The organism is Proteus sp. HMSC14B05 (assembly GCF_001808035.1).
GTDB lineage: Bacteria > Pseudomonadota > Gammaproteobacteria > Enterobacterales > Enterobacteriaceae > Proteus > Proteus mirabilis.
Genome location: NZ_KV792006.1, coordinates 58263 through 72071, shown reverse-complemented (window position 1 = coordinate 72071; position 13809 = coordinate 58263). Strand labels below are relative to the sequence as shown.

The 13809-nt window shown below is 39.6% G+C and carries 10 protein-coding genes and 6 tRNA genes (1 of these 16 cut by a window edge); all 16 read right to left on the bottom strand.

Annotated elements, in window-relative coordinates:
• A tRNA-OTHER gene (locus HMPREF3129_RS17835) sits at nt 1–33 on the bottom strand; it reaches 49 nt to the left of the window's first position.
• Between the two features lie 43 nt (nt 34–76).
• Nucleotides 77–153 (bottom strand) — tRNA-Arg (locus tag HMPREF3129_RS17830).
• Between the two features lie 51 nt (nt 154–204).
• A tRNA-Arg gene (locus HMPREF3129_RS17825) sits at nt 205–281 on the bottom strand.
• 89 nt (nt 282–370) lie between these two features.
• A tRNA-Arg gene (locus HMPREF3129_RS17820) sits at nt 371–447 on the bottom strand.
• Nucleotides 448–498: 51 nt separating this feature from the next.
• A tRNA-Arg gene (locus HMPREF3129_RS17815) sits at nt 499–575 on the bottom strand.
• 9 nt (nt 576–584) lie between these two features.
• Nucleotides 585–677: transfer RNA gene (locus HMPREF3129_RS17810), tRNA-Ser, on the bottom strand.
• A 465-nt stretch (nt 678–1142) separates the two neighbouring features.
• On the bottom strand, nt 1143–1331 hold the full coding sequence (gene csrA, locus HMPREF3129_RS17805) for a carbon storage regulator CsrA (RefSeq protein WP_004244778.1): 189 nt from the start codon (nt 1329–1331) through the stop codon (nt 1143–1145).
• A gap of 217 nt (nt 1332–1548) precedes the next feature.
• On the bottom strand, nt 1549–4176 hold the full coding sequence (gene alaS / locus HMPREF3129_RS17800; RefSeq protein ID WP_004244779.1) for an alanine--tRNA ligase: 2628 nt from the start codon (nt 4174–4176) through the stop codon (nt 1549–1551).
• A 901-nt stretch (nt 4177–5077) separates the two neighbouring features.
• Nucleotides 5078–6145 (bottom strand): recombinase RecA, encoded by a 1068-nt coding sequence (recA, locus tag HMPREF3129_RS17795; protein ID WP_070487163.1) that lies wholly within the window; start codon nt 6143–6145, stop codon nt 5078–5080.
• 107 nt (nt 6146–6252) lie between these two features.
• Nucleotides 6253–6759: a nicotinamide-nucleotide amidase gene (gene pncC, locus HMPREF3129_RS17790; protein WP_004244782.1), complete on the bottom strand. Its 507-nt coding sequence runs from the start codon at nt 6757–6759 to the stop codon at nt 6253–6255.
• Between the two features lie 32 nt (nt 6760–6791).
• On the bottom strand, nt 6792–7994 hold the full coding sequence (gene lplT / locus HMPREF3129_RS17785; protein WP_004252263.1) for a lysophospholipid transporter LplT: 1203 nt from the start codon (nt 7992–7994) through the stop codon (nt 6792–6794).
• Nucleotides 7994–10153, bottom strand: coding sequence for a bifunctional acyl-ACP--phospholipid O-acyltransferase/long-chain-fatty-acid--ACP ligase (gene aas / locus HMPREF3129_RS17780; protein ID WP_080749544.1), 2160 nt, complete (start codon nt 10151–10153; stop codon nt 7994–7996). The genes lplT and aas overlap by 1 nt, the downstream gene beginning before the upstream one ends.
• A gap of 103 nt (nt 10154–10256) precedes the next feature.
• On the bottom strand, nt 10257–10769 hold the full coding sequence (gene aroL / locus HMPREF3129_RS17775; protein WP_004244785.1) for a shikimate kinase AroL: 513 nt from the start codon (nt 10767–10769) through the stop codon (nt 10257–10259).
• A 144-nt stretch (nt 10770–10913) separates the two neighbouring features.
• The gene (gene proA / locus HMPREF3129_RS17770; RefSeq protein WP_004244786.1) at nt 10914–12167 is read right to left on the bottom strand and encodes a glutamate-5-semialdehyde dehydrogenase; all 1254 of its coding nucleotides are present in this window, start codon (nt 12165–12167) and stop codon (nt 10914–10916) included.
• Between the two features lie 11 nt (nt 12168–12178).
• Nucleotides 12179–13282 (bottom strand): glutamate 5-kinase, encoded by a 1104-nt coding sequence (gene proB / locus HMPREF3129_RS17765; RefSeq protein ID WP_004247396.1) that lies wholly within the window; start codon nt 13280–13282, stop codon nt 12179–12181.
• A gap of 112 nt (nt 13283–13394) precedes the next feature.
• Nucleotides 13395–13796, bottom strand: a complete 402-nt coding sequence (crl, locus tag HMPREF3129_RS17760) for a sigma factor-binding protein Crl (RefSeq protein ID WP_004244788.1) — start codon at nt 13794–13796, stop codon at nt 13395–13397.
• Nucleotides 13797–13809: the final 13 nt, after the last annotated feature.

The following is a 13809-nucleotide window of genomic DNA, read 5'->3' as shown; positions in this document are numbered from 1 at the left end:
GCCGAGTACTCTATCCAGCTGAGCTAAGGATGCAGTCGTACTAATTTAACTAAGATAAGCTAACTTTATAAAAAGATGGTGCATCCTGGAGGATTCGAACCTCCGACCGCTCGGTTCGTAGCCGAGTACTCTATCCAGCTGAGCTAAGGATGCGTCGTTATCTTTTTGCCTCTCACATTACATTATGTAATGACGAGAAATAAGTGGTGCATCCTGGAGGATTCGAACCTCCGACCGCTCGGTTCGTAGCCGAGTACTCTATCCAGCTGAGCTAAGGATGCACGTTGTTTAATTTTACTCTTTTAATGCAAATTATTCACTATTTGCACCAAAATAAAAACCCCATACATTTAATCATGGGGTTGGAATATGGTGCATCCTGGAGGATTCGAACCTCCGACCGCTCGGTTCGTAGCCGAGTACTCTATCCAGCTGAGCTAAGGATGCGTCGTTATCTTTTTGCCTCTCACATTACATTATGTAATGACGAGAAATAAGTGGTGCATCCTGGAGGATTCGAACCTCCGACCGCTCGGTTCGTAGCCGAGTACTCTATCCAGCTGAGCTAAGGATGCAAATCTAAATGGCGGTGAGAGAGGGATTCGAACCCTCGATGCAGCTTTTGACCGCATACTCCCTTAGCAGGGGAGCGCCTTCAGCCTCTCGGCCATCTCACCATATTTAGAACCACTCGAAGAAGTTCTTTGTGAACATCTCGTCTCTGTGTGGCGCACATATTACTTTCTCAGCCTGAGAAGTCAAACAATTTTTCTCAACTTTTTACGAATATAGGTTCGTTTGAACACTTCACAAACAAACTGATGCGTTTATCAGCAAGAAAGGCTAAAAAAGAACTGAATACCATGATATCGCTGATGAAAAATCATTCAAGCATTTTATCTCATCAACGAATAATTTTATTCCCCCTACTAATAATTATGAATCGAATGATAAGCAGTAAAAAGACTTTCAATTCTGTCAATCAGAATAAGCGGATAGTGTAATAATAAATACAGTTCAAAAGAGCGAGGTGAAGAACGAGAAAGAAAATGGAAAGTTCTATAGAAAAGAAAAGCGCCCAGACCCGGCAAAAGTGTGGACGCTTACGAAGAAAGGGTAACTAGCTAAAAATAAGAGATTGCTTAGTAGTTATCTGTGGGCTGAGTTTTCTCGGCCTGAATTCGTTGATAGATCTCTTCACGATGGACAGATACTTCTTTGGGGGCATTTACGCCAATACGTACCTGATTACCTTTAACCCCTAAAACGGTTACGGTTACATCATCGCCTATCATAAGCGTTTCACCAACTCGACGAGTTAGAATAAGCATTCTTTGCTCCTTGAAAATTTACAAGAGTCGGGTCTCTAGAATTTCCCGGCCATTATCCATCATACATTGTCAATTCGTATAATCATTATTTATCACATATAGCCCATACTTCATAACAAAATATAAATTTTGTGATTGATTATTTAACGGATTGTCAATATTACATAAAGCGTTACCCCTAAAAACTAGGGATAACGCTTTTTCAGGTAGCTATCGCTTAAAGATGCGATTCTACCCACTCGTCAACACTCGCTAAAGCAGCGGGTAACGCTTCAACATCTGTACCACCAGCTTGTGCCATATCAGGGCGACCACCACCTTTACCACCGATTTGCTGAGCGACAAAACTAATTAGCTCACCTGCTTTTATTTTAGCAGTCAAATCCTTAGTCACACCGACAATTAAGCTCACTTTACCATCAGAAATAGTAGAAAGTACAATTATTGCTGAACCTAATTGATTTTTTAAATCATCAACCATTGTTCTTAACATTTTTGGTTCAACATTATTCAGTTCACGAACTAAAAGTTTGATACCTTTCACATTCTTAGCTTGGCTTCCTAACGAGGAGCTTTCTTGAGCTGCTTGCTGATCTTTCAGTTGTTGAAGTTCTTTTTCTAATGAACGGTATTTTTCTTGAACCGTTTTAATTTTCTCAACTAAATTACTACCATCACTTTTAAGTGCATGAGCCACAAGAGAAATCAGATCCGATTGCTCATGAACACTTTCAATCGCTGTAGCCCCCGTAATCGCTTCAATTCGGCGAATACCGGCCGCAGTCCCTGATTCACTCATAATGCGGAATAGACCAATATCACCCGTTCTGGCTGCGTGAGTACCACCACAAAGTTCAGTTGAGAAATCCCCCATGGTTAAAACACGAACACGTTCTTCATATTTCTCACCAAAGAGTGCCATCGCACCTTTTTGCTTCGCATCTTCAAGATCCATTAACTCGGTGACAACCGGCGAGTTAAGGCGGATTTGCGCGTTAACAATGTCTTCAATTTCACGTAACTGTTCTGGTTTTACTGCTTCAAAGTGAGAGAAGTCAAAACGCAGATATTTATCGTTAACTAAAGAGCCTTTCTGGGTAACATGAGTGCCTAATACTTGGCGTAATGCCGCATGCAATAAATGCGTTGCTGAGTGATTTAAGCGAATAGCATCACGACGAGCCACATCAATGACTGCATTGATCTTATGATTAACAATAAAAGATCCAGAAATGACTTTACCAATATGACCGATAGCCTTGCCATATTTTTGCGTGTCGGTAACTTCAAACTGGCTATCTTTGCCAATTAGAAGACCTTTATCACCTACTTGGCCACCAGACTCAGCATAAAAAGCCGTTTTATCTAAGAAGATAATCCCTTCTTCACCTGCTTTAAGCTCAGTGACTGTTTGACCATTATGGAAAATCGCATTAATAGTACCTTGTTGCTCATTATGGTCATAACCTGAGAAATCACTGCGACTATCGACTTTAATCAGTTCGTTATAGTCAGTACCAAAACCGCTAGATTCACGAGCACGTTTACGTTGCTCTTCCATTGCCAGTTCAAAGCCTTCTTCATCAACTTTGATATTTCTTTCACGGCAAACATCCGCAGTTAAATCTAATGGGAAACCATATGTATCATAAAGACGGAAAGCCGTTTCACCCGCTAAAGTATCACCGGTTAATTTTTCTAGCTCTTCATCTAATAATTGTAAACCGCGCTCTAAAGTACGTGCAAACTGCTCTTCTTCCGTTTTAAGTACTTTTTCAACGATTTCTTGTTGATTCTTAAGCTCTTTACCAGCTTCAGCCATTACATCAATAAGTGGTGCAACGAGTTTATAGAAGAAAGTATCTTTCGCACCTAACATATAACCATGACGTACAGCACGACGGATAATACGACGTAGCACATAGCCACGACCTTCATTAGAAGGAATGACACCATCACAAACAAGGAAAGAACAAGAACGGATATGGTCGGCAATCACACGTAATGATTTATTTGCTAAGTCTGTCGCATTAGTCACTTCAGCAACGGATTTAATTAATGCGCGGAATAAATCAATATCATAGTTAGAATTAACATGCTGTAGTACAGCAGTAATACGCTCTAACCCCATTCCCGTATCAACAGAAGGCTTCGGCAATGGATCCATTGTACCATCTGATTTACGGTTGAACTGCATAAAGACGATATTCCAGATCTCAATATAGCGATCACCGTCTTCTTCAGGTGTTCCTGGCGGTCCCCCCCAAATATGATCACCATGATCGTAAAATATCTCAGTACATGGACCACAAGGCCCCGTATCTCCCATTTGCCAGAAGTTATCAGAAGCAAATGGTGCGCCTTTATTATCACCAATACGAATAATGCGCTCAGCTGGAACACCGACTTCTTTATTCCAGATATCATAAGCTTCATCATCAGTGGCATAAACGGTTACCCAAAGTCTCTCTTTAGGTAAGTTAAACCATTCTTTACCGGTTAATAACTCCCAGGCAAAGTTAATGGCATCATGTTTGAAATAGTCACCAAAACTAAAGTTACCTAACATTTCAAAAAATGTATGGTGACGTGCTGTATAACCCACATTTTCTAAATCATTATGTTTACCACCCGCGCGCACACAACGTTGCGCGGTTGTCGCTCGGGAATAAGGTCGGTTGTCCAATCCAAGAAATACATCTTTAAATTGGTTCATCCCTGCGTTTGTAAACAGCAATGTTGGATCATTATTTGGAACCAAAGAACTGCTTGGTACTATTTGATGTCCTTTAGTATGAAAAAAGTCGAGAAACGCCTGACGGATCTCAGCGGTGCTTTTGCTCATAATTATCCCGAAATCAAGCTGGAAAAACAGAAATTAGAAATCTAGTTAGAGGAGGTTTAGTTTTACCTCTACTTAGCCAACGAATACATAAGTAGGGATAAGATAGAATTTCTTCGCTCAGAAGTAAAACCCCCGATAAACTTATTCGAGTTAACATTGTAAATCGTCTAGTAGTTTTCTGAAAGTAGCAACATACTTCAAGATAGGTCGTTTTAACCAAATCGAGGCGAATTTTGTAAGATATGAGAAGGTAATGACGATAATTTCATAATAAAACTATTAAATAATTTTTTCGTCATTTTTAGTTTATTATCAATAGCATTTTGCTCATTTGCTCGCAACAGCTATCCTAAATCTGTATTATCAAAAAAAGCCAATATTCCCATTACATATTTAATTTTTCTGAATAAAAATCCCGCCAGAATCATTTAACTAAATATATTTACTGATAAATTTAAAATAATAAAGTAGCAAAAATCCATTTCTCTCGTAGTCAAAGAGATTGATTATCTATATAGATAGATGCTAACAATTTATTTTAATGCTATTTTTTCAAACATGTAAAAGAAATATGATGTTATAAATAACCAATAGAATACATCACCAAATCTTCACTATATAAACACTTACATAGTGTAAAACCACCCAAAGATAAAAATATTGTTATTGCTGATAAAATAGTAATAAATTGCAAAAAAAAAGAAAAACAGTGAAAAATAAACTAATTTTTCACTACCACTGAGTGGTTAATTTTTACATAAAACAAAAAGGAAGCTTTTTTAAGGCTTCCTTTGATATCTGAATAAAATTTATACAAACAAGTTATTCAATGGGATGCTGTCGTGATGATAGCCAATGATTTAAGGTCTATTTTCACACAAACAGCATGACAACCAGCTAATTACTCTTTTGTGTCGTCAGCATCACTGTCTGACTCTTCACCTGCAAAATCCGCAGCACTTGTGAATTCACCAGCATGATTTAACAACATTTCACGCAATTTAGTGTTTAACTCATTGTACATTTCAGGATGTTCTTTTAAGTAATTGGTTGCGTTAGCTTTACCTTGACCAATTTTTTCGCCATTGTAGCTATACCAAGCACCTGCTTTCTCTACTAACTTATGTTTAACACCTAAATCAATCAGTTCGCCATAGGTATTAATACCTTCACCGTACATAATTTGGAATTCAGCTTGTTTAAACGGTGCAGCCACTTTATTTTTAACAACTTTAACGCGAGTCTCACTACCAATGACTTCATCACCATCTTTGACAGAGCCAATGCGACGAATGTCTAAACGAACAGAAGCATAGAATTTAAGCGCATTACCACCGGTCGTGGTTTCTGGGTTACCAAACATAACACCGATTTTCATACGAATTTGGTTAATGAAAATCAGCAGTGTATTAGAGTTTTTAAGGTTACCCGCTAGTTTACGCATAGCTTGGCTCATCATACGTGCGGCTAAACCAACGTGTGAATCACCAATTTCACCTTCAATTTCAGCTTTTGGTGTTAATGCTGCCACGGAGTCCACGACAATAACATCGACCGCACCAGAGCGAGATAATGCATCACAAATTTCCAGTGCTTGTTCACCTGTGTCAGGTTGAGAGCAGAGTAGATTATCGATATCGACACCTAGCTTTTGAGCATAAATTGGGTCTAATGCATGTTCAGCATCAATAAATGCACAAATTTTTCCTTCACGCTGAGCAGAGGCAATAACTTGTAGAGTCAAGGTTGTTTTACCAGAAGATTCAGGGCCATAGATTTCAACAATACGGCCACGTGGCAATCCACCTGCACCTAAAGCAACGTCTAATGATAAAGATCCTGTAGAGATAGTTTCTACGTTCATGGAACGGTCTTCGCCCAGACGCATGATAGAACCTTTACCAAATTGCTTTTCAATTTGACCAAGTGCTGCGGCCAATGCTTTTTGTTTGTTTTCATCAATAGCCATGTTATCTCCCTCTGGGCAGTGAAGCATAAAGATGGGTCACTACCATTAAAACGTATATGATTTTGCTTGTTGAAACTCATTATACTGTATAATCATACAGTATCAAGTTAATTATTAATAATTTCTTTAAGAATTGATTTTAAAGAGAAAATCACAGATTTGGCTCTCACCTCCTCTCGTGATCCACTAAAAATACAGTGTTTAGCAACCACTCGAAGCCCCTCTGGGGTTTTTATTGCAAAGCCAAACCAAACTAAACCAACGGGCTTCTCTTCACTACCGCCGCCGGGACCTGCAATACCACTAACCGATACAGCATAGTCTGCATTTGCTGTTAGCAGTGCCCCTTTTGCCATCTCACAGACAACTTGTTCACTCACGGCACCAAAATCAGACAATGTTTGCTCATCAACACCAATCATGTCATGTTTAGCTTGATTACTGTAAGTCACAAAACCTCGATGATAATAATCTGAGCTACCTGCTATATCAGTAATGACTTTTGCAATCCATCCTCCAGTACATGATTCTGCAGTAGTTAACGTTTTTTTTCGCTCTAGCAGTGCCTGACCGACTTCAATGCTCAGATGGGTCATTTCATCATTATTTATCATAAAGGTTGTTTCACCTCGACTCTCAATTAACGTTATTCAGCTCTCTTTCTGGTGCAATCCCACAACCATAATCCACCAATTGCTAGCGCAAAGATAGCACCAAAGCCAATACCAATTGTAATAACGGAAATACCCATACTGGTGACTAGCGAGAACAAACCTAGCATCAGTAACATTGCGGTATTCTCACCTAAATTTTGTACAGCAATGGCATTCCCCGCTCCCACACTATGCTTTCCTTTATCTTGTAGCAAAGCATTTAATGGTACAACAAAGAAGCCACCAAAAATGCCAATAACAACTAAGATAAAATAGGCTGGAATAATGGTGGTTTGTAATGAGAAGTAAACAACACCTAAGCCAATTAAAACCCCGGCAGGCATACAACGACGGACCGTTTTTAATGTGACAAACTTAGCGGCTAAACCAGCGCCAATCACGATACCAATCGCCACCATCGCATTTAATATTGTTGGTGTTGTATTATCAGTCATTCCCAAAGCTATAGGCACCCATTGCACTAATAGAAAACGCAATGTGACGCCAGCCCCCCAAAACATACTTGTTCCTACCAGAGAAAAACGGCTCTCTTTATCTCGCCATAAAGAGCCACAAGCAGCTAAGAATTGATTGAATATTTTTTTAATATTCCAGCCCCGGCCTATTTGAGCAGGTGATAACTTGGGAATGCTAAAGTTAACCAATACAGCCAAAGCATACATTGTCGCACAGACAGCTAATGCTAAGATAATGCTCCAATCGGAAAGAAGCCCACCAATCACAGAGCCTAATAAAATTGCCGCAATAGTTGATGCTTCCATTAAGCCATTTGCTTTGACTAAACGCTCGCCATCGGTTAACTCACCTAAAATACCATATTTAGCAGGCGAATAAATGGCAGCGCCGATCCCCACTAAGGCGTAACCTAAGAATGGATCGGTTCCAATACAAATAAGAAAAGCACCGGCAAATTTTAACGCATTACCAGTAAGCATCACCCTACCTTTAGGCTGGCGATCGGCAACTTGTCCAACAAAAGGAGCTAAGAGAATATAAGCCAGCACAAACACCATTTGTAAAATAGGCTGGCTCCATTCTGGATAAAGTGCTGATTTAAATTGAGCGAGTATGGCAAATAACAAAGCATTATCCGCAAATGCAGAAAGAAACTGTGATAATAATACTGCTTTCATACCCTTACTCAGTAATGGGGGCTGACTTATATTCTCTGACATTAATTATTTTCCTGTTCAGCGAGTTGCTTTAACGAGACAAAATCCGTTTTGCCACTTCCTAAAACAGGAATTTCTTTGAGAAAACGAATATCTTTTGGTACCGCAATTTCTGCCACACCAGTGGATTTAGCTAATGCCGATAACATACTGCGATCAAGTTGCTTATCGGTGGTAAAAAGCACTAATGACTCACCTCGACGTGGATCATTTACCGCCACCACAGCATGGTTGCCTTCCGAGGCTTTAGCTGCTAATTGCTCTACACTTTCAAGAGAAACCATTTCTCCTGCTATTTTTGCAAAACGTTTTACACGCCCTTTAATAGTGCAAAAACCTTCGCTATCAATAGCAACGATATCTCCCGTATCATACCAACCTGCTTCTTCAATGCCTTCGGCATTTATTGCTGTAGGCTGTTCTAATTTATAAGGGGACTCAACGCGCAAATAGCCAAGCATGATATTAGGGCCACGCAGTTGTAATCTTCCACCATCCGTAATACCACTTATAGGAATTAAACGCCCTTCCATGCCTGGTAATAAACGCCCCACGGTATATGGCTTAGCACTCATTGGTACATTAATGGAGACAACAGGAGCACATTCAGTGACCCCATAACCTTCTAAAATACGAATACCAAATTTATCCTGCCATAATACTCGTGTCGATTCGGACAGTTTTTCCGCCCCTGCAACCACATATCTTAGTCGAGCAAAATCATAAGGATGAGCAAATTTGCCATAATTGCCTAAGAAAGTTGAAGTACCAAATAATACTGTACAATTTTGGTCATACACTAATTCAGGTACTACACGATAATGTAGTGGGCTTGGGTAGAGGAATACTCGTGCTCCTAAGCAGATAGGTGCTAATACACTTACCGTTAAACCAAAAGCATGGAATAACGGTAATGCAGCCATAAATTTATCTCTGGGTGAAAAGTCAGCAATAGCGCGAATTTGCTCTACATTCGCCAATAAACTGGAGTGGCTATGAACGACACCTTTCGGTGTGCCTTCAGATCCAGAAGTAAATAAGATAACTGCTGCGTCCGTCGATTTTTGCGCTAACATCGCTTTATGAGGAGTGAGTAAGTGCTGTGCAATCCAGCGTTTATCTTCTCTAGTAATGCTATCTTTGAGATCTTCAAGATAAACCCAGTTTGCATCCGGAGTCTGTTCTGGAATATGTAATAAATTTCCTTTCTCTAAAAATTGGCGTGAGGTAAAAATCGTTTTAATGGATGCCGCTTTCATGGCATTTTGTACACCTAAGCTACCCGCAGTATAGTTAAGCATCGCCACAACCCTTTGGCGCATTGTCGCCCCAAATAAAGCCGCAACCGTAACGGTAGTATTAGGAAGTAAAAGGCCAATTCGTTCATTAGGTTCGGTATAGCGTTCAATAATACGACTAACACCTAATATTTTTTTCAATAGGCCCTGATAACTATCCTCTTTCATATTAATATCTGAAATAAGAGGACTGAAACGACCAAACTGAGACATTCCTTGTAAAAATGCCTCATAGAGCGTGATATTAGGACGTGCTTGCATAATAGCATCCATCATAATATCACGGAGCTTTTCTCCCGATAAGCGACGGCGCTCTGCTGATTTTTCCGCTGTAGGCATAGGTAAATCAACCGCAGGTAGCACTTTTATTGTGATTTTAGGAAAGAGTTTTGCTTTTATATTTAACGTTTTACGCACTCGAGAAAAGTAGCTAAATTCAGCACCTTCTATTCTAACAGGGATAACTTTTGCCCCTGATTTAGCAGCAATAAACGCAGCACCTTCATAAATCTTCATCAAACCAATAGTTACCGTAATTCTCCCTTCAGGGAAAATAACAACAGGACGGCCTTTATCGACTTCTTTAACTAATTGGCGAACCGCCATTGGATTAGCGGGATCTAAAGGAACAATATCCGCATAATGACTGAGCCATTTGGTATGTTTGGCATTAGCCACTGAGGTGTAAACAGCAAAGACAGGGTTAATCGGTAAAAATAAACGCAATAATATACCATCAATAAACGATGTATGATTTGGCGTAATAATGCATTTTTCATATTGTGAAAACTGATTAATTAGTCCTTCAATTCTTACTCGAAATAAGAATTTAAATAGTGTTTTAAAAAACGCTATCAACATCATATCCATATCTCATTTTGCTATAATTAGCCTTACTATAAATAGGATATGATGAAAATAAAATAGTTGTCTTTTGTTTTCGTCTTTATATAGGACAACTTCCTAATTATTTAGCGAGTTTTGCGAGAATGACCTCAATAATATCATTAATAGATAATCCAGCATCAACAATAATATCTGCGCATTGCATATATAAAGGCTCACGCTTAATTAAAACATCATGTATTTCTGAAACTAATGTTTTTCCTGTCAAGCTAGGTCTTTGTGCCTCATTAGGATCTTGAGATAAACGCTCAACTAAAGTTTCAAGTGAAGCTTGTAAATAAACAATTACACCTGAATTTTTCATATAAACACGATTTTTTTCTGCCAACACTATCCCTCCCCCCGTTGAAATAACTTGGTTAGGTTGGCTAACTTGAATAAGCGCATCTGATTCAAGTTGGCGAAATACATCCCAACCTTCCGCTTCAACCATAGAAGAAATAGTTTGTTGATATTTATCTGTTATCCAATTATCTGTATCAATAAATTGATAATCTAAAGATAGAGAAAGCGCTTTACCTACTGTTGTTTTTCCTGCACCTCTAGGTCCTATAAGGTAAATTGTACTTTCCATAAATGCACTCTCTCCGCTGTGTTAACCTGCTAAATGGGTGTAATCTAAAATTTACAATGTGTAAAGTATTAAGTATCATACCTCACAATACAAAAAAATAAAGCCACACTTTATGAAAGTATGGCTTAGCTATTTAAGGGATTATTAGCGACGTAATGTATTGTCGCCGTAACCAATCCATTTATAGGTGGTTAGAGCATCTAATCCCATAGGGCCTCGTGCATGTAGCTTTTGTGTACTCACCGCTACTTCAGCACCTAAGCCAAACTGTCCACCATCTGTAAAACGTGTACTAGCATTCACATATACCGCAGCAGAATCAACTTGGCGTACAAAGCGATCAGCATGACTGATAGATTGCGTTAAAATAGCATCTGAGTGCGCGGTACCATATTGGCGAATATGAGCAATTGCCGCTGTTAAATCATTAACGACTTCAACATTCAGATCCAGTGATAACCATTCATCACAATAATCTGCTTCCGTCACATCGACGACCGTCGCACGTCCCTTTTTCAATGCAGTTATAGCGCGTTGACTGGCATGCAAAGTAACCTTTTGTGCTGCCATCGCATCACTTAATTGAGGCAAGAAACTCTCCGCAATAGCTTCATGTACCAATAGCGTTTCTAACGAATTACATGCGCTTGGACGCTGTACTTTAGCATTAATAATAACATTTAATGCTTGGTCTAAATCAGCACTTTCGTCAACAAAGGTGTGACAAACACCAATCCCCCCCGTGATCACAGGAATAGTGGATTGTTCACGACATAACTTATGTAATCCTGCACCACCTCGAGGAATAAGCATATCAATATACTCATCCATTTTTAGCATTTTTGCGACTAATTCGCGATCTGGCTTATCGATAGCTTGAATAGCAGCCGCAGGAATAGCACATGTTTCTAGTGCTTGCTGGATCACCGCGACAACGGCTTGGTTAGTATGGTGAGTCTCTTTTCCGCCACGGAGAATAGCCGCATTCCCTGTTTTTAGGCATAAAGATGCTACATCTATAGTCACATTAGGACGAGCTTCGTAAATAACGCCAACAACCCCTAAAGGAACTCGGCGGCGCTCTAAACGTAAACCACTGTCTAACAAACGACCATCTATCACTTGACCTACAGGATCTTCTAGATGACAAACTTGGCGAACATCATCAGCGATCGCTTTTAAACGTTCTGATGTGAGTAATAAACGATCAAGCATTGCAGCATTAATATTAGACTCTCGTGCCGCCACCATATCTTTTTCATTAGCAGCAAGAATAATGGCTTCTTGCTGTTCTAATAAATCAGCGATGACTAACAGTGCCTGATTTTTTTGTTCGGTTGATAGCTGAGCTAAGTGCCAAGAAGCTTCTCGCGCCGCTTTTCCCATTTGTTCTAACATATTTATACTCCCTAGCTCACAATCATATCATCACGGTGAACCGCAACACTGCCATACTCATAACCTAAAATTTGACTAATCTCTTGCGAATGGTGCCCCGCAATTAAGCGTAGCGCATCACTATTATAATGCGCGACACCATGAGCAAGATCTTTTCCTTGCAAACTTTGAATGCGGATAACACACCCTCGAGAAAAGTCACCTTTAATTTCTTTAATACCTTTAGGTAAAAGAGAACTCCCCTGCTCTTTAATCGCCTTTTCAGCCCCATTATCAACAATGATAACCCCTGCGACTGGAGCACCAAAAATCCATCGTTTACGCGTTTCAAGGGGGCTTTTTAAACCATGAAAGAGTGTTCCGACAGGTTCATTATCAATAACTTTACTGATAACATCAGGCTTAACACCGGCGGCAATAACAACGTCAATACCAGCACGCCCTGCAACAGTGGCCGCTTGTAACTTAGTTGCCATACCTCCAGTACCTAAACCAGAGACACTATCACCGGCCATTTGACGTAATTCATCGTTGATATCAAAAACTTCTGGAATAAGCTTCGCATCCGGATTGCTACGAGGATCGGCCGTATATAGACCTTCGATATCAGTAAGTAACAGGAGTTTATCAGCGCCACCTAAAATGGCAGCTAATGCCGAAAGATTGTCGTTATCCCCTACTTTTATTTCTGCAGTAGCAACGGCATCGTTTTCATTGATAACAGGAATAATCTTGTTATCTAATAATGCATGCAGTGTATCACGCGCATTCAAAAAACGTTCTCTATCTTCTATATCCGCGCGAGTTAATAACATTTGCCCAATATGAATACCATAAATAGCAAATAGCTGTTTCCATACCTGAATTAAAGCACTTTGCCCCACAGCGGCTAACAGTTGTTTAGATGCTATTGTTGCGGGCAAATCGGGGTAGTTTAAATATTCACGCCCTGCCGCTATTGCTCCCGACGTGACAATAATTATCCGGTGCCCTTTTTCGTGTTGTTTTGCACATTGGCGAACCAGCTCTACAATATGAGACTGATCCAGACGTCGTGAACCACCAGTCAGTACACTTGTCCCTAATTTAACAACCAGCGTTTGGCTGCTACTCATAACATTTACCATTTTTTGTTGATTTAAAAGATCATACACTGTTTTATCAGGAGAGAAGCGTTATGCCAACTGACATAACGCAAAATCTATGAAAAGTTGCCCTAACACAAAATTAGGGCTTAAGGGGAAGAGGAAAATTGCTCATTTTTTCATCTGGAACTAGCGTCATCTCTAATTCACTTACCGCCACTTGTAGAAAATCATGAAAACGAATAAGTGTTTCATGTATTGATTCAATCACATCTTTTTTACTTATTACTTGATTAACCCAATCGCCATTTTTATCGAATAGGCCAACTTGGTAATAATAAATTAACTGTTCACCATTACGTTCAAGTTCCATCCACCAGCCCCAAAACTCTCGTTTTTCTGGTGTGACTTTCTTATTTACACAAACAGCTAAACAATCAAAAAAAAACTGGCTTTCTTGGCATTGTTGCTCACGGATATAAGGTCCTATTTGAGCAAAACGCTTTAATAACTTACCTCGGGTAGGGTGCAAAGATGAAGTCATAAATTCAGTCTCC